Raw genomic sequence first — 19,069 nt, forward strand, 5'->3', positions numbered from 1 at the left:
ATTGAAGAACTGGCGACGAGCCGCGGCATTGAAAACCCTGCCGACTATCACGGAAAACCGGGTACGCACGCCGTGGCGCGAATTCTGGCGACGCTTTCGCCGTCAGCATGTGGCGCTGCTGGCCGGACTGTTTGTGCTGCTGCTGATCGTGGTGGCATTTATCGCGCCGCTGATTGCGCCGTTTGATGCGGAAAACTATTTCGATTACGACCGGCTAAACGAAGGGCCGTCGCTGATGCACTGGTTTGGCGTTGACTCGTTGGGGCGCGATATCTTCAGCCGTGTGCTGGTGGGCACGCGTATCTCGCTGATCGCCGGTTTCTTCTCGGTGGCGATTGGCGCGCTGATCGGCACCGTTTTAGGTCTGCTGGCGGGCTATTACGAAGGCTGGTGGGATCGCATCACCATGCGTATCTGCGATGTGCTGTTCGCTTTCCCCGGCATTCTGCTGGCGATTGCGGTGGTGGCGATTATGGGCAGCGGCATGAGCAACGTGATTGTCGCGGTGGCGATCTTCAGCATTCCGGCGTTTGCCCGTTTGGTGCGCGGCAATACGCTGGTGCTGAAACATCAAACCTATATCGAGTCGGCACGCAGTATTGGCGCGTCGGACTGGACCATTATTATGCGTCACATCCTGCCCGGCACGGTGTCGTCGATTGTGGTCTATTTCACCATGCGTATCGGTACCTCGATTATCACGGCGGCGAGTTTGTCCTTTCTCGGCCTCGGCGCGCAGCCGCCCACGCCGGAGTGGGGCGCGATGCTCAATGAAGCGCGCGCCGATATGGTAATTGCGCCGCATGTCGCCATCTTCCCTAGCCTGGCGATTTTCCTCACCGTGCTGGCGTTTAACCTGCTGGGTGATGGTTTGCGTGATGCGCTGGATCCGAAATTGAAGACCTGATGGTGGGTCCGGTCGCCATTTATGGCGACCTCTTCAATAACCGCACCACTCCGGTCTTAGAACGTTTCCCAATTGTCATTACTGTGCGCGGCGGCAGGCTGCGCGCGGGTTGGTGTTATCACCGGTTTTACCACTTTCGCCACCGTCGCAGTCGCCTGGCGCGTGCCGGTTTTGAAGCGGGCCACCGCAGAAGAGAGGCTGCTGGCCTGCTGCTCCAGCGACGCTGAGGCGTTAGCCGATTCCTGCACCAGCGTGGCGTTCTGCTGCGTGACGCGATCCATCTCGTTGACCGCCTGACCAATCTGGTCGATGCCGCGGCTCTGCTCATCGGACGCTGAAGCAATCTCGCCCATGATATCGGTGACGCGGGTAACAGCGCTGACGATTTCCTGCATGGTTTCACCGGCGCTGCTCACCTGCTGCGAACCGGTGTTGACACGCTGCACGGAATTCTCAATCAGCAGTTTGATCTCTTTCGCCGCCTGAGCGCTGCGCTGTGCCAGATTGCGCACTTCACCCGCTACCACGGCAAAACCGCGTCCTTGTTCACCGGCGCGCGCCGCTTCAACTGCCGCGTTCAGCGCGAGGATGTTGGTCTGGAAGGCGATGCCATCAATCACGCTGGTGATATCGGCGATTTTCTTCGAGCTGTCGGCGATATCGCGCATGGTTTTCACCACACCATCCACCACGTTGCCGCCTTTGTCGGCGGTTTCCGAGGCGGTTTTCGCCAGCTGTGTGGCCTGACGCGCGTTATCGGCGTTCTGTTTCACCGTGGCGGTCAGCTGTTCCATACTGGCGGCGGTCTCTTCCAGCGATGCCGCTTGCTGCTCGGTGCGTGAAGAGAGATCGTTATTGCCGATGGCAATCTCGCTGGCGCTGCCAAAAATCGCATCCGCACTATCACGCACATTGTTAATGGTGCTGAGCAGCGACTGCTGCATATGGTTGAGGCTGGCGGCAATCGATGCCATTTCACTGCGGCCTTCCACCTGCAAACGGGCGGAGAGATCGCCGTCGGCGAAGCGCTCCATCTGCTGCTGTACCTGCTTCATCGGTGCCAGCAGGATGCGACGCACCAGAATCCACACCGCAACCAGCAACAGCACCACAACTATCGCCATCACGGCGACCAACACCAGCATGTGCTGATAGTTATTATCATATTCCGCATTGCGCTCGGCCAGCAGCTGCACGTTGTGCTCGCGCCATTGCTTGTACGCGACTTCCAGATCGTCCTGCGCCTGCTGGGCGTCAAGGTTGCCATAGGCGGCGTAATCATTGGCTTTCAGGAACGCTGCCGACTGTTTCAGCAATTCTGCGAAGGCAGCAAATTTAGCGTCGACTACACTGGCTGAATCAGCGCTTTGTCCGGCAATGCGCGGCATGCTCTGGTAGAGGTCATAATGTTGCTTTGCTTCATCCAGTGACGCACCTGCGCTGATCAGCAGTTTGTTGATGGCGGCGACGGACGCTTCATCCGTCTGTTTTTTCAGGATACGAATGGCGACGCGGTTAATGATCACGCGCGTTTTCACCAGCGTTTGCCAACCGTCGGCCAGCTCACGCTGCTGATGTGACAGCTGATTACTGGTGGTGAAATTATGCTGTCCGGTAATCAGTGATGATAAAAACAGCGAGCCGGAAATCGCCTGCATCGCGGTGAAAACCACCAATATCATCATGATGGCTGTCACAATTTTCATTCGTTTAAACATAGGTGCGTCTCTGAGGAAGTAGGCTGATATCCAGGTTATCGGTATAAAAGCAAATCGCTTAAGTGCCAGCAGGAAATAATTACGTCACGGGACGATGAGAGGCGGGAAAAACAGATGAAAGCGTTTAACTACGAGCAGGATTTCAAGCACATCAATTTTCGCCAGCAGCCTGAGCTGTATCAGGTGGGGCGCGGCGAGCAGGGCGTGCTGATGGTCGAGCCCTATAAAAGTGAGATTCTGCCGCACTGGCGTTTTCGCACCGTCGAGCTGGCAAAAGAATCTTCACAGCAGATTATGCAGCTGTTTGAGGCATATCGCGCGCAGGACGATTTTGTCGGTATGGATATGGCGCGCAAATATATTCAGATGGGTTATACGCGTGCACGCCGCTACAGTAATCATCAGGGCGGGCGTAAATATGACGAGGCGGGCAACGAACTGCCGCGTACCACAGAAAAAGAGAAGGCCGCTGCGGCGGCCGTTTTCAAAGCGTGCTGGGATAAACTGCGCGCGGATACTGACTATCTGGCGCGCAAGCGTGCGCACCAGCAGAAGTATGGTTAAACGCGCGTGCCCCACAGATCATATTCATCGGCGTGTTCCACTTTAACGCGGACCACGTCGCCGACTTTCACCTGACGATCGCCGTTCAGATAAACCGCGCCATCGATTTCCGGGGCGTCAGCCATGCTGCGTCCCACCGCGCCTTCTTCGTCCACTTCATCAATCAGCACCAGCACTTCGCGGCCGATTTTCTCCTGCAGACGTTCGCTGGAGATCTTCTGCTGCAGCTGCATGAAGCGATCAAAACGATCCTGCTTCACGTCGTCCGGTACCTGATCCGGCAGCTGGTTAGCAGTTGCGCCATCTACCGGGCTGTACTGGAAGCAGCCAACGCGATCGAGGCGCGCTTCCTGCAGGAAGTCGAGCAGCATCTGGAAATCTTCTTCGGTTTCACCGGGGAAACCGACGATAAAGGTTGAACGCAGCGTCAGCTCCGGACAGATTTCACGCCAGCGCTTAATGCGCTCCAGCGTGCGCTCTACCGCGCCGGGACGCTTCATCAGCTTGAGGATGCGCGGGCTGGCGTGCTGCAGCGGAATATCGAGGTACGGCAGAATCTTGCCTTCGGCCATCAGCGGGATCACATCATCCACATGCGGATAAGGATAAACGTAGTGCAGACGCACCCACACGCCGAGTTTGGCTAACTGCTCGCACAGGCTCACCATGCTGGTTTTCACCGGCGATCCGTTCCAGAAACCGGTGCGATGTTTAACATCCACGCCGTAAGCGGAGGTGTCTTGTGAGATTACCAGCAGCTCTTTCACGCCCGCTTCAACCAGACGTTTAGCTTCGTCGAGCACCGAACCGATTGGGCGGCTATCAAGATCGCCACGCATTGATGGAATGATGCAGAAGGTGCAGCGATGGTTGCAGCCTTCGGAAATTTTCAGGTAGGCGTAATGGCGCGGCGTCAGTTTGACGCCTTGCTCTGGCACTAAACTCAGGAACGGATTGTGTTCTGGTTTTGGCACATAAGTGTGCACATGCGACAGCACCTGCTCGTAGCTGTGCGGGCCAGTGATCTCCAGCACTTTCGGATGCACTTCGCGGATCTGATCCACTTTGGCACCGAGGCAACCGGTGACGATCACTTTGCCGTTCTCGTTCAGCGCTTCACCAATCGCCTCCAGAGATTCCTGTACGGCGCTGTCAATAAATCCACAGGTGTTAACGATGACGATCTCCGCATCATCGTAGCGTGGCACCACGTCATAGCCTTCAGTACGCAGCTCCGTCAGGATGCGTTCAGAGTCGACGAGGTTTTTCGGACAGCCGAGGGAGACGAACCCCACGCGCGGTGGATTTTTGACATGGCTCATAAGGATAAAAATTCATCATAATTAGTGTGGATAGGGGGGCGATTGTACAGAGGTTGCCGGGGAAAATGTATAGGCTGTGTAAGAATCTCCTTATGGGGTAACTAATGCATGATGATTGTGCTTAACTCTGTTGGCGGTGCGGCTCACTCGCTGGCGCAATGGCCCTCTGTGGCGATCCGAGTTGTGTAAGCTGGCGCCTTTTGCTTAAATGTTGGGTCGGTGAAGGTAAGTTGTTATCTTCGCTGAAAATTTCAAATCGCACTGATAGTGAATCCTCACTGCCAGGGCAGAAGTGGATAATGTGAGAGCAGACATATGCAAGAGATCGTCAAAGGTTTTCTGAATTTTCAACAGAATGTGTTCCCTGAAAGGAAGGATCTTTTCAAAAGTTTGGCATCCAACCAAAATCCCAAAGCCCTGTTTATCTCCTGCTCAGACAGCCGTCTGGTGCCAGAGCTGGTGACGCAGTCGGAGCCGGGTCAGCTGTTCGTGATCCGAAACGCCGGTAATATCGTGCCACCGTTTGGTCCAGAGCCGGGCGGCGTGTCCGCTACCATTGAGTACGCGGTTGTCGCTTTGGGCGTGACCGAAATTATTATTTGTGGTCACTCTAACTGCGGTGCCATGAACGCCATTGCTTCCAATGCCGATCTGGAAACCATGCCCGCGGTCGATCACTGGTTGCACTACGCCAACGCGGCGAAAGCGGTGGTGGAAGAGCGTAACTACGATTCCGTTGAGAAGCGTCTCAACGAAATGGTGAAAGAGAACGTGATTGCGCAGCTGAACAATATCAAAACACACCCTTCCGTAGCGGTAGCGCTGCGTAAAGGCAAAATTCGCCTGCATGGATGGGTTTATGATATTGAGAGTGGCGGAATCATTGCCCTGACCAAAGGCGGTGAATCCTTTATTTCGCTGTCGGAAAACCCGGAAACCTGCTTCGAGTAATTCCGCCTAACCACCTGCATTGCAGGTGGTTATCCTCGCATTTCGTTAATATTTCCCGCCACGTTTTTGACGACCTCCTACACTTGAGAAGCAATTACCTCTGATAAGGGCTTTCTCATGCGATTTCCCCTTTATGCTTCTGTTTTAACGCTGGCAATACTGGCGGCGGGCTGTACCTCTCATGTGACTAATCAACAACAATATTCAGGATTTCTCGGCGATTACAGTGAGTTGAAGGCCACCGAGTCGCCCAGCGGTAAACCGACCTTGCGCTGGATTTCACCCGATTACCATGATGCTGATTATAAAGGCGTGGTGTATACGCCAGTGGTCTATTATCCGGCGGCGCACCCCACGGCACGTATCGATCAGCAAACATTGGATGCGATCCGCAGCTATACCGATACGCAACTCAAGCACGCGATTTCCCAGCGTAAACCGCTGGTGACGCAAAAAGGCCCTCACACGCTGGTAGTTAAAACCGCTATCACCGCCGTTTCTGCCGAAAATGAAGGCGTGCAGTTCTATGAAGTGGTGCCAATTGCCGCTGTTGTTGCCAGCACCATGGCAGCGACTGGACATCGCACGCAAAACAGCGCGCTGTTCCTCGAAATGGAAGCGCTGGATGCGCAGACTGGCAAGCCGCTGATCAAGGTGGTGCGCAAGGCATTTGGTAAAAATCTGCCGAACAACAGTGCGCCAATCACACTTAACGATCTGCGTCCGGGCATCGACGAGATGGTCCGCGATGCGCTGACCTTCCCCGCACAGTAAATTCTCGCCCGGCGGCGTGCCGGGCTTAATGTTTTGTAAATCCTGCACATCCTTTGTCACGCGCTGACTACGCTTTACGGCAGACCGCGATAAAGGAGAATTCCATGCGTTTACTGCCCGCCGCGCTGCTGTTTGGCGCTTTAAGCACGTCCTTACCGTTATTCGCTGCCGATGTGCAGGTTCAGGTGCTTCAGGACAAGCTCGACCATCCGTGGTCCGTGGCTTTTCTACCCGATAATCAAACGCTGTTAATCACTGAACGATCCGGCCAGCTGCGCAGCTGGCAGCCGGGTAAAGGCTTGTCGCCACCGATCGGCGGGGTGCCGAAGGTGTGGGCGAATCGTCAGGGTGGCTTGCTGGATGTGGTGCTGGCACCGGACTTCGCCGAAAGCCGCCGCGTGTGGCTCAGCTACACCACCGCCGATGCTAGCGGTCGGGCGGGTAGCGTGGTGGGTTATGGTCGCCTGAGCGATGACAACCGTCAGCTGAGTGGCTTTAAAGTGGTGCTGGAGCAAACGCCGAAGCTGTCGGGCGGCGCCAATATCGGCACGCGACTGGCATTTGATCGCCAGGGCTTTCTCTATATCGCCTTCGGTGACAACTTCGCCAGCAGCAGCGCGCAACAGCTGGATAAGCTCTCCGGTAAAATCGTGCGTCTGACCAAAGACGGTGAAATCCCGCCGGACAATCCGTTTGTTGATCGTCAAGGCGCGCGCGCGGAAATCTGGTCCTACGGCATGCGCAATCCGCAAGGGCTGGCGCTCAATCCGTGGACGCAGCAAATGTGGGAAAGCGAACACGGCCCGCGCGGTGGTGATGAGGTCAACATCCCCGAGAAGGGCAAAAATTACGGCTGGCCGCTGGCGACGCATGGCATTGATTACAGCGGGCAGAAAGTGCCGGAAGCAAAGGGCAGTGAAGTGGAAGGCACTGAGCAACCGCTGCATTTCTGGAAAGTCTCGCCGGCCATCAGCGGCATGGCGTTCTACAACAGCGCGCGCTTCCCGCAGTGGAAAAATTCCCTGTTTATTGGTGCGCTGAAAGAGAAGAGTTTGATTCGCTTGCAGGTCAACGGCGAGAAAGTGGTGGAGGAGCAGAGATTGCTGGAAAATCGTGGTGAGCGTATTCGAGATGTGCGGCAAGGCCCGGATGGTTATCTGTACGTGCTAACCGATGAATCCAACGGCAAGCTGCTGAAAGTGGGGCTGCCAGACACAGCCAGCGCCCCACGCGGTTAAGTTAGCGTGCCCAGTTACACACTTCCCATCCGCGCTGTTGTGCTTCTTGCAGCAGCAGCGGATTGGGATTGACCACCCACGCATGATCGGCATGTGCCAGCAGCGGTAAATCATTCATCGAATCGCTGTAAGCCCAGGTGCGTTCAAAGCGTTGATCTTGCTGTAACGCTTTCCAGTCACTGAGGCGTGTCACTTTACCTTCGCGATAGGTCATGGTGCCGTAGGTTTGTCCGCTGTAGCGTTCATCGACCACTTCCACGCCAATCGCCAGCGCGCCGTGTACACCAAGGCGTTCGGCGATGGGCACCGCAAGATGATCGCCGCTGGCGGTGATGATCATTACCGTGTCGCCGCGCTGCTGGTGCCACTTAATACGCTCGCGGGCGGCAGGGAACACGCGCGGCATGATGTCGCGATGGATAAAGCGGCGTACCCAGCCTTCAACGGTCATCGTAGCCATGCCGGCGAGTGGCGCCAGCGTGGTGTTCATATACTCTTCAATGGATAACGTACCGGTGTGATATTGCTCCATCAGGATTTTCTCCTGCTGGATGATCTCTTCGGGGGCAAAGCCCTGTGAAACCAACCAGCGCAGCCAGAGGCTGGTGCTGTCTTCACAAATCAGGGTTTCGTCCAAATCGAAAATGGCTAAGTCCATTGCGGCTCTCCTCAGGCTGACTGAGTTCAGGTTAGCGGAAATTTGTGACTGGCTTAACCGTTCTGCGAAAAATCGGAATTACACGCAAAATTTTTGAATAGTCAGATGGGCAAAAGTGGCGGCGCTGCGCGGTTGGTGCCAGGGTTACTCTAATAAACTCTATAAAACTTTACGATTGAGCGGTTTTTTTCGCTGGCCTGAACCGTTAGCGTGGGGCAAGACATGTCTTGCCTGCAAGAAAACCGAGATTTAACAAGGACAATCTGGTCACGCTCATGAGAAAAAACACCTTCGCTTCTGTCTGGCGGCCGTTGGCTGCGTCTTCACTTCTTTTACTCTTTATCCCCGCAGCCACCCTGGCTGAACAGGCACCTGCGGCACCGCAAATTGACGCCAAAGCCTGGATTTTAATGGATTACAACAGCGGCAAAGTGTTGGCGGAATCCAATGCCGATCAACGCCTCGATCCCGCCAGTTTGACCAAAATGATGACCAGCTATGTGGTCGGCCAGGCACTGAAATCGGGCAAGATTCACAACGATGACATGGTTACCATCGGCCAGGATGCGTGGGCAACCGGCAATCCCAAGCTGCGCGGCTCATCGCTGATGTTCCTTAAGCCCGGCGATCGCATTCCGGTCTCTGAGCTGAATAAAGGTGTGGTGATTCAATCCGGCAACGATGCCTGTATCGCGCTTGCTGATTATGTCGCGGGCAGCCAGGATTCGTTTATCGGGTTGATGAACAACTACGTCAAAGCCTTTGGCCTGCAAAACACCCACTTTATGACGGTACACGGCCTGGACGCCGAAGGGCAGTACAGCACCGCGCGTGATATGGCGATTATCGGCCAGCGCCTGATTAGCGATGTGCCGGAAGAGTATGCGATCAACAGTGAAAAAGAGTTCACCTTCAATAAGATTAAGCAGATGAACCGCAACCGTCTGCTGTGGAGCACCAATCTCAAGGTGGATGGCATTAAAACCGGTCACACCTCCGGCGCGGGTAACAATCTGGTGGCGTCGGCAACCGAAGGCGATATGCGGCTGATTTCCGTGGTGCTCGGTGCGGCGACCGATGCCACGCGTTTCCGCGAAAGTGAGAAGTTGCTGACGTGGGGCTTCCGCTTCTATGAAACCGTGACGCCGATTAAGGCCGATAAACCGTTTGCGCAGCAGCGCGTTTGGTTTGGCGATCGCAGCCAGGTCAATCTTGGCGTCGCCAAAGACGCCGCGATCACCGTGCCAAAAGGGCAGATGAAAAACCTCAAGGCCAGCTTTACCCTGAATTCACCGCAGCTGGAAGCGCCGCTGGAGAAGAATCAGGTGGTGGGCACTATCGATTTCCAGCTGGATGGCAAAACCATTGAGCAACGTCCGCTGGTGACGATGGAAGCGGTGCCGGAAGGTGGCTTTGTTGGCCGCATTTGGGATTTCATCATGATGAAATTCCACGGCTGGTTCGGGAAGTGGTTTAGTTAAGACAAAAACGGTGCGCTTGATGCGCACCGTTTTTTACAGGCTCGCCATTAATGGCGACCCCATCGCTTACTCACGAATCCACCCTTTCTTAATCGGCATGGCGAACAGCGCGCGGTACACCTGATGCGTAAACGCCAGCATGCGTTCGCCATACAGCTGCCACGCCATGTGCGACGCCAGACAACCCAGCAAGCCGACCAAGAATCCGCCCAGCATATCCAGCGGCCAGTGCACGCCAAGATAGACGCGTGACCAAGCGATGGCGCTGCCTATCACCAGCAACACCACACCTGACCAAAGGCGATGCCAGAAGATAAATGCCAGCGCGAAGGTGAAAATGGTGGTGCCATGATCGCTCGGATAGGAATCATCAGGTCGGTGTGACAGTAACTGATGGCCAAAACCAATCGCGAACGGACGCGGATGTGGCAGCAGCTGCCCGACGCACCACGAAATGCTCAGCGCATACAACAGCGCCATGCCGGTTTTTAGCACCAGCTCGCGTTGAGACTGCACCTGATCGCGCGGTCCCCACAGCCACAGCGCCACAATCAGCAGCGGTACGATGGCTATCACATCTTTGGCGATAAAGGTCGCCAGAGTGATCAGCCACTGCGGTGAATACTCTGTGGCGTTGATCCATAAAAAGAGCGTGTGGTTCAATGCTTCCATCCCGATTCCTTGTCCTCGTCTTGTTTACCCGAAAAACAGCAGAGCAAAATTGCCTGCAAAATAAGCGTGATAGCTTAAAAGCCGCGCGCCTATGCGTACATAGTCGCGCTCTTAATCTTATCGCGGGTTGTTGGAGTGTTTAACTTTGATGAAAGTTGCATGAAGATTTGCGGGTGCGCAGCGGGCGAAAAAATGACGCCCACCTCAAAAGATAAAAAGTGTGAAGGCTAGGGTGAGTTAATTTCGGCATCAAATATCAGCGTAGCGCTTCCGCGCCAAGTGCTGCCGGGATAATTACCCATGCGCAAACTTTCGACCTCATTGACACTAAACTTTACTGTCGATAAAAAGCCGTTAATGTATGATCTTGGTTCAAAAACATAATCGGGAGTATGTATTGAACGAACATATATCGGCCAATTGGTAATATCCCCACCACTAGCACGTTCAATAACAAAGGGTATTGTTATTGTTGTATCAACTTGCACGAGAGTATCGTCACCTTCCCTTTGCATAGCACAACTGTTTAGCACTTTATGCTGGCATTCGAGATAGACGCTGAATGGCGCTGAAGCTGTGGTTCTAAAAGAACCCGTACCCTCAAGCCTAAATTGTGTTGCGCCGCTTGAAGTCCAATCCTGCCAGCCACCAGGTGGAATCATAGACACCTTTTCGGAACCGACCATTTCAAACTTTAACTCATGTTCGATCTGAGCTTCAATTTTAATTTCCAGTATATTATCGGAGTAATCCCCCGCCCCTAAATCAATCTGCTGTCCGTTTCCTACGGAGTAACTAACTGATCCCTTAAATGTTCCATTAGGCATATCCATCGGGGAACTGCTTTTCATCTCATAACCGACAGAAATATCACTAATCTTGAAATCTGTATAATTCATATTAACTACGTTTCTATAGCAAGAGGCAGGCAAGGAGCTATGGTTCCATGCAAATCGAAAGTGACTGTTTTCACTTCCTGCTCCTATCGTGCCACCGCACCCACCTTGAGGGTTACCGCCAGCTGAATTAAAATCAGCAATAACAAAACCGCCTCCGGAGCGTGAGAAGCGTTGACCGAGCAGCATTAAGCGAAACTGGACGGTAATTGACAGACCAGTTTCATCATCAGTTAATGATATAGTTTTCCAGTTCGCATCTAATTTCTGAAAAACACGTTCATTATTATTGTTACTTCCAGCGATAAGGGAACGATTATTGACATTCAGGTTGGTGGCAATTGAAAAAACACCCTCTCCACAAAACCTCTGATAATCCAGGCAAAAGCCCGCAACGGGTGTGGTATTATGGAACTTATCGACTCGAGGATTGGCTGCTGAGGGACGAAATTCAGCAGTTACATTTAATGTTTCTGCGCGAACTGATGTTGAAAAAAATAAAAATGAACTCAAAAACAAAATAGCCCCATAAAAAAAAGACCTTAATAAGGTGTGCGGGAGGTTTTTACTGGATTTTAGTTTCACCGGTAGTTCCAAAGTAAGTGATAAATGAAGGCGTGATAAGTTTAAACAACCTCCATCATCATGATGAATGACGTTTTCTACAGGCAATCTTATCTTAATAAGACCTTGAGGAAAACGAGAGCACTCTCAAAATGTAAGATATATATCAGAATTTAATGCACATTATATTTGAGATGTTCATTCATGGTTTGAAGGTTGAGAAGGTTTTGTCTTATTGTCTTGCTTTGAGAGTGCTCTCATAGAGTGAACTAAAAAGGTTTTGGCATATTACTCCCCATCAAATAAGTGCTGCCTAACAAGGACAACTGTTTACCGGTGGCACTCATTCCAATGAGGTTACTATGTTTAAAGTTATTCTTGCCTTAGCACTGGCGGGAGCAAGTTTGCACGCTGCTGCTATTCCTAAAATTACGGTGGGCTCAATGTACGATTTTATTGAAAGCGATAAGAGTACATTGCTAAAAAGAATTCGTAATAGTGGTGATGACACCGGTTATGTCCGAGTTGATGTGAGTGAAGTGACTTACCTGCCGAACGGCGGAAAGTCAGAGAAAAAAATCGATGCTACAGCGGCGGCAAGTGGAAAAGTTGATGGATTAATCTTTACACCCTCCCGCATGATTATCCCGGCAAATGGCATGCAAACTGGAAGGTTAGTGGTTGTAGGAAAAAGAGATAAAGAGCGTTATTACCGCGTTCGATATATTCCTGTCATGCCGAAGGACCAATATGAGTTCGGTCAGTCAAAAAAACAGTATGAAGAATATAAGAAATCACTCAATGCAGGCGTAAGCATATTAACCGGTTACGGTGCAATGGTGATAGTACGACCTGAAAATGTCGTATTTGATACCGATATCGCGCAGCGTGATAATAAAATCATTATCACCAATAAAGGTAACAGCAGTATCAAACTTGAAGGCATCAAATTGTGTCAGGGGATAAAATGTGGCGATGCATCGTCAGTTATTCTCATGCCAGGTAAGCAACATAATTTGAAGCAAGAAAGTCAAAAAAACTGGCAATTTACTTTGCTGGAAGGTAGTAAAAAAACACCGAAGAAATTCGGATAATATCCTCTTTTAAGTGAGTTAACACCATGAAACTTTTTTATAAATCTTTAATAGCTAGTCTGGTCGCTGTAAGTTCACTGGCTGTGGCAGACAAGCAACAACAGCTAAATTTTGAATTAGAAGCCACTATCCCATTAGAACGTTCATACGTTAAATTTTCTGATCCTGGTTTCGGTTCAACCAGGCAGGAAATGGTTTGGGATGAAAATGCTAATATTCTGAATAATGTCTCAACTACTCTACAGGCGCGCAATACAGAAGGGAAAATTAGCGCACACCTTTTGAACGCTGCAGTATTAGATCATGAAGATACTCCAGCGAATAATATTCCATTAACTATCCGGGTTGGTTCTACGGATCTTGGTGTTGGGCCTGCGAATGCTGCCGATATACTTACAGCAGCCAATGCTGCTGATGAAAAAACATTGCCATTAGTGGTGAGTCCTACTGGCACTCCAACTTATGAGGGCGGCAGCTACACTGGCGAAGTTACCATGGTATTCGATCACGAAATTCCTTAATTGCATTCTGATATAAAGGACGCATTCTGCGTCCTTTTTTTAGCGGATAAACTCATGTTGTTACTTAATAAAAAAACTCTGGCTATCGCCGTGGCGCTATTTATGCTGCCACTGACGGTATCTGCGGTGCCCATGGAAGATCTGGTAACTCAGGCAGATAATCTGCCGGAAGATTTCAGTGCACACTTCTTTGATGCACCGCTGTTGACGAAAGTCGAGCTGGATGGTGAATATCTAGGTGACGCCATGATTTTATTATCTCGTGCCAAAACCGTTCAGTTAGTAAAATTCACCGAATTTTCTGAAAGTAAATTACCCGCTGCCGCACGTAGTCGCTGGAGTAATATATTTAAAAATGCATTTCCTCTCGGTAAATGTGAACAAGAGTGTGCAGAAGGGTTAATTAGCCTGCATTACAGCTTGGCCAATACCACGTTATATATCAGCTCCTCAGCAGCAAAAGAGGAAAAAGGGAAAGTGAAGCATATTGCCTTGCCTGAACAAGGCAGCAGTGGATTGATATTACGCAACCAACTTAACCTGATTGGCGGTGAACAGCAGCCTTGGTCGGGGTATCAAGGGTTGCAGTTGGAAGGCAGCATTGGCAAATGGACCGCGCAAGCCAGCAGCCAGCTCAGTCGCAGTGACATTGAAAACAGTAACACCGATGCACGTGTAAGTTCACTCTTTTTACAGCGTGAACTGCCCGGCACAGCGGTACGTGCTGGGTTATTTATGCCGGATTCTCAAGGGATCCTGCGACAACCGGTGATGCCTGGCCGCAGCAGTGTGAATACCGTCGCAGGTATGATGGTAGGGAGTTCCGACACCTTATTGGAAAGCCAGGCGCAGGCCAGTCTTTATCCCGTTTATGTCACCGCTAACCGCGATTCGATTGCCGAAATTTATCGTGATGGTGTGCTGATTAACAGCCAACCCGTGCAGACGGGGATGCAGCAACTGGATACCACTGTTTTGCCCGGCGGCATTTACGGCGTTGAAGTGCGGCTGGTCGAAGATGGCCGTGAAATCAGCCGTACGGAAGAGACCATCTATAAACCCACCAGCTGGCGCAATCCCGATCGTCGCTGGCAGTACAATCTTTATGGCGGTGTAGAGAAGCAACTCGGTAATAACCGCTATAACCAGGCGGATGGCGATGCGGCCTTCGGTATCAGCACCAATTATCTGTTGCATCCACAGGTGATTGTGGGCGGCGCAGCGCAACGTAATGCGGGCAGCAATCAGTTGGGTGTTTCAACTGATATCCAATCCAGCCAGAGCACGCGTTTGTACGGTAGCGCGGGTGTCAGTGACCAATGGGGTTCACGTTTTGATAGCCAGTTCAGCTGGCAGGTGCAACCGCAGACCAGTTTGCTGCTGAACCACAGTCAGAGCTGGTATCAGGATGAGAGCAGTCGCTGCTCGGTGAGTACGTGTAAGACCAATAAACAGCACAACAGCGGAGCGACGGTTAATCATCGTCTGGGGAACGGTGATTCACTGTCACTGCGTGGAACACACAACAGCCGTGAGAATGGCGTGGGCGTTGATGCCAACTGGCGCACGCGTCTTTCCGTGAAAGATACGCCGGTCTCGCTCACGTTGAACGTATTTGATCGTCCTTATAACCAGAATGGCGCATCACGCAACCGCGGAGCCCATCTCAATCTGTCGTTCTCACTCGGCGAGAATAAACGCAACGTGACGGCTTCCTTAGGCAGCCGTAATGACAATCGCGGCGGACGTGAAATGTTTGCTTCAGCAGGCGTGGTGCAATCTTTCGAAAATGGCCCAATCGAGCGCCTTTCCGCTGGGGTAACCGGCGATCAATATGGTCTCGGTGGCAATCTTTATAGCGACTTCAAGCACCGTTATGCCAGCGGTTCGGTGTATGCCCAGCAATCCAGCGCATCACAATCGTTGAGTGGCGGCATCAATATGAACAACACGCTGGCGATTGGCGGTGGAAAAGTGTCGGCCAGCCACAGCCCAGAGAGCTGGGCAAGTCACACCGGCATGATTATTGATGTCGAAAGTGACGATCCTAACGTCAGATTAAAAGCCTGGGATAGCAATGGCACCAGCAGCACGCTAGGCGCGGGACGCAATTTTGTGCCGGTGAATGCGTGGAAGTCTGGGCAACTGCAAATTGATTTTGTCGGTAATGATGGTCCGGCGCTGAAAATCTGGCCTGCAGAGCTGCCTTATCACTTAAATAAAGGCGGCGTGGCGTCTGGCAAAGTACGCGTGATGAAAACCGTTACGGTGATTGGGCGTGTTATCGACCACAAAGGCGAGCCGATGTCTGGCGCAAAACTGGTCAATCATGCGGGACATGGCATTGCGGAGAGTGACGGATTCTTCGTCACCGATATGCATGAACATACGCCTGAATTGACGATTCATTCGCGTGAAGGCAAGCAATGCAAAGTCATGCTGGATACGGCGAACGCGAAACGTGAAAACAGCACGTTAATGGTGGGCGATCTTGCTTGCCGCCCAAATGACCAGAGTTAACAGGAAAAGAGAAATGACTTTCAGCCGCACACAACCACTGCGTATTTATCTGCTGGACGATCATGCCATTTTTTTGCGTGGACTTAATGCGGTGTTAACGCAAGAACCCACACTAAAAGTAATGGGCATTTTTAGTCACAGTCGGGATTTGTGGGCGTCGTTTGCCACGACAGAAGCAGATATGTTGATTATGGACCATGCTCTTGCGCCACAAGATACTAACGGCCTAAACCTCATCAGAGAAGTGCATCTGCGTAATCCAGGTATGCGCATACTGGTGGCGTCAAACTTTTACAACAGTGCGACGGTGGCGCAGGCTTTGCGTTACGGTGCCAGTGGATTTATCAGTAAAACGGCTTCAGAGGGTGAGTTGCTGAATGCGGTGCAGGTTGCCGGCAGCGGTAACATCTATCTTGAGCCGCTTATGGCAATGCAGCTGGCACAAATTCATGAACGCGTAGTGAAGGCGGATAGGGCACCAGGCCAAAAATTACAATCGTTGCCTTTATCGTCTCAGCTTTCAGTTTTGTCACCAAAAGTACAGGACGTGATGTACTGCTTGCTGGAAGGAATGACTGTGACAGAAATCGCGGAGAAATTTTCCCGCAGCATTAAGACCATCAGCGGTCAGAAACAAGCGGGGATGCGCAAGCTGGGTCTGAAAACAGATAATGAACTCTCGCACCTAAGAGATTCGTTGCAGCGACAGCGCCGATAAGTAATTAACCCGACAAATCGCAGCCATAAAAAAACCCGCAAGTCAGTGACCGGCGGGCTCCACAATTTGGGGATTTCAAAGAAAAGCAGTGGCACTTATTCAGACTGCGACCCCAGAAGAAAGTTCTGGACAGCGCAAAAATATTTTTATAAAGGCAAAAGCGGCCAGATTATCACGATCAGGGTACCGGCCAGCGTCAGCAAAACATTCGCGATCGCATATGTTCCTGCATAGCCCAAGGCTGGGATGCTGCTGCGCGCGGTATCGCTGATGATCTCCATCGCTGGCGCACAGGTACGCGCGCCCATGATGGCACCAAACAGCAGCGCGCGGTTCATACGCAGCACGTAAGCGCCGAACAGATAGCAAATCACCACCGGCAGCAAACTCACCAGCAAGCCACTCAGCAGCATCAACGCGCCGGCGCTGCCGAAACCGTGCTGCAAGCCGCTGCCCGCGCTCAGACCTACGCCCGCCATAAACACCATCAGGCCAAACTCTTTCACCATCGTCAGCGCACCCTGCGGGATGTAGCCAAATGTAGGATGGTTAGCGCGCATAAAGCCCAGCATGATGCCTGCGAACAACAATCCAGCGGCGTTACCGATGCCGAAGCTGAAATTGCTGAACTGGAAGGTGATCATCCCGACCATCAAGCCGACGATAAAGAAGGCGCAGAAGGCCAGCAGATCGGTGATTTGGCTGTGGATGGCGATAAAGCCAATGCGATCGGCCAGGCTTTTCACGCGACGCGCTTCGCCGCTTACCTGCAGCACATCGCCTTTGTTTAGCATAATGCTGTCATCGATCGGCATTTCGATTTGGCTGCGAATCACCCGGTTGAGGAAGCAGCCGTGATCGGTCAGTTTGAGATGACTCAGGCGCTTGTTCACCGCATTGTGATTTTTCACCACGATCTCTTCGGTGACGATGCGCATATCCAGCAAATCACGGTCGAACACCTCTTTGCCGTTACGGAAGCTGGGATCAAGACGCGCGTGCGCATCGGGATAGCCCACCAGCGAGATATCGTCGCCCAGCTGCAGCATCGCGTCACCGTCCGGGCTGGCGAGAATACCGTTGCGGCGCAAACGCTCGATGTAGCAGCCGGTCTGGCGATGAATGCCCAGCTCGCGCAGGTTTTTACCGCCGCTCCACTCCACCAGTTCCGGACCCACCCGATACGCGCGGATCACCGGCAGAAACACTTTGCGCTGGCTATCGGCGTCGAGGCCGCGCTCGCGCGCGATTTGCTGCGCGCAAGTCGGCAGATCCTGGTGCTGCAGGCGCGGCAGATAGCGGGCGCCAAAAATCAGGCTGACTAAACCCACCAGATAAGTGAGGGCATAACCGAGGCTGAGGTTATCCTGCATCAAAGTGAGCTGATGGCTGTCGCTGATACTTTGCCGCAACGTATCGCCAGCACCTACAAGCACCGGCGTTGAGGTCATTGAACCGGCCAACATGCCCGCGGTTAAACCAATATCCCAGCCGAATACTTTGCCGAGCGTCAGGGCGATTAACAGCGCGCTGACCACCATGACAATCGCCAGAAAGAAGTAGTTTTTACCGTCGCGGAAAAATATCGAGAAAAAGTTAGGCCCGGCTTCCACGCCAACACAAAAAATAAACAACATAAAGCCAAGACTTAATGCGTCAGTATTAATGGCGAAATGCTGTTGACCTAAAATCAACGAAACAACCAGGACTCCAATGGAATTACCGAGCTGGACCGAGCCGAGGCGTAATTTACCTAAGCAGAGTCCGAGGGCTAAAACGACAAATAATAACAGAACGTCATTTCCGCTTAACAATTCTGCGACGTTAATGTTCACGGTTTAACTTCTTCTTAACCTGTAACCAGTTGATGAGAGGGACTTTTTTCGCTATCTTGTGCCGAACGTTAAGGTTCTTGCAACAAAAGCGTTCAAGCCGAAATCTAAAGCGGCGTCATTCTAATCATAATTAACACCCTCAGCTATCGGCAGTTTTCATTCCTTTCGCCTCCAGCTGTTTCTTTTTATTTCCAGTCGTGCGCATCAGGGCAGTAAAAGTTTCATAATTGTTAACGTCAAAGTTGAGGATAATTATGTTGCAGCGCAATAATCGCTGGCCAGCATCCATTCTGGGCGTGATGCTTTATACGCTGGTGTTTATTTATGCACATCATTTCTGGTCCGCCGCCAGTGAACAAGCCGTTCGCGGACAGCCAGAATTACTGCTGTTTTTACTGCCGGGATGTTTGATGGCGCTACTGCAGCCGGATAGTCCGCTTATCAGCACCTTGTGGGTCGCACTAGGCGGTACGCTGCTGGGTATGATGTGGTTAATGCTAGCGGTGCCAATGACGCACAGCGGCTTGTTGATTGTGGCCTGGAGTTTGAGTGCGCTGTTTTGGGCGGGCTGTGGTGCGCTGCTGGTGCGCTTGCTGCGGATTATGCTGGCGATGCGAGCCGAATAGCACCTGCAAA

17 protein-coding genes are annotated in these 19,069 nt (G+C 52.1%); 11 read left to right on the top strand and 6 right to left on the bottom strand.

Features of this window, described 5'->3' with window-relative positions; translation table 11 throughout:
• Position 1 precedes the first annotated feature (1 nt).
• Positions 2-907 (top strand): glutathione ABC transporter permease GsiD, encoded by a 906-nt coding sequence (gene gsiD, locus FCN45_RS06540; protein ID WP_101761001.1) that lies wholly within the window; start codon positions 2-4, stop codon positions 905-907.
• A gap of 56 nt (positions 908-963) precedes the next feature.
• On the opposite strand, the gene FCN45_RS06545 is transcribed toward gsiD, so the two are convergent.
• Positions 964-2,625 (bottom strand): methyl-accepting chemotaxis protein, encoded by a 1,662-nt coding sequence (locus tag FCN45_RS06545; protein WP_137385461.1) that lies wholly within the window; start codon positions 2,623-2,625, stop codon positions 964-966.
• Positions 2,626-2,739: 114 nt separating this feature from the next.
• On the opposite strand from FCN45_RS06545, the gene FCN45_RS06550 reads away from it, so the two are divergent.
• A complete protein-coding gene (locus FCN45_RS06550) occupies positions 2,740-3,189 on the top strand; it encodes a DUF4385 domain-containing protein (RefSeq protein ID WP_101760999.1) in 450 nt (149 codons plus the stop codon).
• Here the strand turns inward: FCN45_RS06550 and rimO are convergent.
• On the bottom strand, positions 3,186-4,511 hold the full coding sequence (rimO, locus tag FCN45_RS06555) for a 30S ribosomal protein S12 methylthiotransferase RimO (RefSeq protein WP_101760998.1): 1,326 nt from the start codon (positions 4,509-4,511) through the stop codon (positions 3,186-3,188). The genes FCN45_RS06550 and rimO overlap by 4 nt on opposite strands.
• Positions 4,512-4,826: 315 nt before the next feature.
• Between rimO and FCN45_RS06560 the strand changes: the two genes are divergently transcribed.
• The 3 genes from FCN45_RS06560 (at position 4,827) to FCN45_RS06570 (ending at position 7,474) form a co-directional block, all read left to right on the top strand.
• Positions 4,827-5,462: a carbonic anhydrase gene (locus FCN45_RS06560; protein ID WP_101760997.1), complete on the top strand. Its 636-nt coding sequence runs from the start codon at positions 4,827-4,829 to the stop codon at positions 5,460-5,462.
• 117 nt (positions 5,463-5,579) lie between these two features.
• Positions 5,580-6,236, top strand: a complete 657-nt coding sequence (locus tag FCN45_RS06565) for a DUF3313 domain-containing protein (RefSeq protein WP_101760996.1) — start codon at positions 5,580-5,582, stop codon at positions 6,234-6,236.
• Between the two features lie 104 nt (positions 6,237-6,340).
• The gene (locus FCN45_RS06570) at positions 6,341-7,474 is read left to right on the top strand and encodes a PQQ-dependent sugar dehydrogenase (RefSeq protein ID WP_137385462.1); all 1,134 of its coding nucleotides are present in this window, start codon (positions 6,341-6,343) and stop codon (positions 7,472-7,474) included.
• Between the two features lies 1 nt (position 7,475).
• On the opposite strand, the gene FCN45_RS06575 is transcribed toward FCN45_RS06570, so the two are convergent.
• Positions 7,476-8,132 carry an HAD family phosphatase gene (locus FCN45_RS06575; RefSeq protein ID WP_137385463.1) on the bottom strand — a complete coding sequence of 219 codons (657 nt, stop codon included), beginning with the start codon at positions 8,130-8,132 and terminating at the stop codon, positions 7,476-7,478.
• Positions 8,133-8,407: 275 nt separating this feature from the next.
• Here FCN45_RS06575 and FCN45_RS06580 point away from each other — a divergent pair, with 275 nt between their 5' ends.
• Positions 8,408-9,613, top strand: a complete 1,206-nt coding sequence (locus tag FCN45_RS06580) for a serine hydrolase (protein ID WP_101760993.1) — start codon at positions 8,408-8,410, stop codon at positions 9,611-9,613.
• A 66-nt stretch (positions 9,614-9,679) separates the two neighbouring features.
• On the opposite strand, the gene ybjG is transcribed toward FCN45_RS06580, so the two are convergent.
• Positions 9,680-10,285 (bottom strand): undecaprenyl-diphosphate phosphatase, encoded by a 606-nt coding sequence (gene ybjG, locus FCN45_RS06585; RefSeq protein WP_137385464.1) that lies wholly within the window; start codon positions 10,283-10,285, stop codon positions 9,680-9,682.
• 227 nt (positions 10,286-10,512) lie between these two features.
• A complete protein-coding gene (locus tag FCN45_RS06590) occupies positions 10,513-11,766 on the bottom strand; it encodes a hypothetical protein (protein ID WP_137385465.1) in 1,254 nt (417 codons plus the stop codon).
• A 341-nt stretch (positions 11,767-12,107) separates the two neighbouring features.
• On the opposite strand from FCN45_RS06590, the gene FCN45_RS06595 reads away from it, so the two are divergent.
• From FCN45_RS06595 to FCN45_RS06610, 4 genes are read left to right on the top strand one after another with little or no spacing between them, the layout of a single operon-like run.
• A complete protein-coding gene (locus FCN45_RS06595; protein ID WP_137385466.1) occupies positions 12,108-12,839 on the top strand; it encodes a hypothetical protein in 732 nt (243 codons plus the stop codon).
• A gap of 26 nt (positions 12,840-12,865) precedes the next feature.
• Entirely contained in the window at positions 12,866-13,360 is a 495-nt protein-coding gene (locus FCN45_RS06600; RefSeq protein WP_137385467.1) for a CS1 type fimbrial major subunit, read from the top strand.
• Positions 13,361-13,414: 54 nt separating this feature from the next.
• On the top strand, positions 13,415-15,880 hold the full coding sequence (locus FCN45_RS06605; RefSeq protein WP_137385468.1) for a CS1-pili formation C-terminal domain-containing protein: 2,466 nt from the start codon (positions 13,415-13,417) through the stop codon (positions 15,878-15,880).
• Between the two features lie 13 nt (positions 15,881-15,893).
• A complete protein-coding gene (locus FCN45_RS06610) occupies positions 15,894-16,598 on the top strand; it encodes a response regulator transcription factor (protein ID WP_168197450.1) in 705 nt (234 codons plus the stop codon).
• Between the two features lie 146 nt (positions 16,599-16,744).
• Here the strand turns inward: FCN45_RS06610 and FCN45_RS06615 are convergent, their stop codons facing one another.
• On the bottom strand, positions 16,745-18,433 hold the full coding sequence (locus tag FCN45_RS06615) for an aspartate:alanine antiporter (protein ID WP_101760991.1): 1,689 nt from the start codon (positions 18,431-18,433) through the stop codon (positions 16,745-16,747).
• Positions 18,434-18,687: 254 nt separating this feature from the next.
• Between FCN45_RS06615 and ybjM the strand changes: the two genes are divergently transcribed.
• Positions 18,688-19,059 (top strand): inner membrane protein YbjM, encoded by a 372-nt coding sequence (ybjM, locus tag FCN45_RS06620; protein ID WP_137385470.1) that lies wholly within the window; start codon positions 18,688-18,690, stop codon positions 19,057-19,059.
• The last annotated feature ends 10 nt before the right edge of the window (positions 19,060-19,069 follow it).

Source organism: Pantoea sp. SO10 (genome assembly GCF_005281435.1).
Taxonomy (GTDB): domain Bacteria; phylum Pseudomonadota; class Gammaproteobacteria; order Enterobacterales; family Enterobacteriaceae; genus Pantoea; species Pantoea leporis.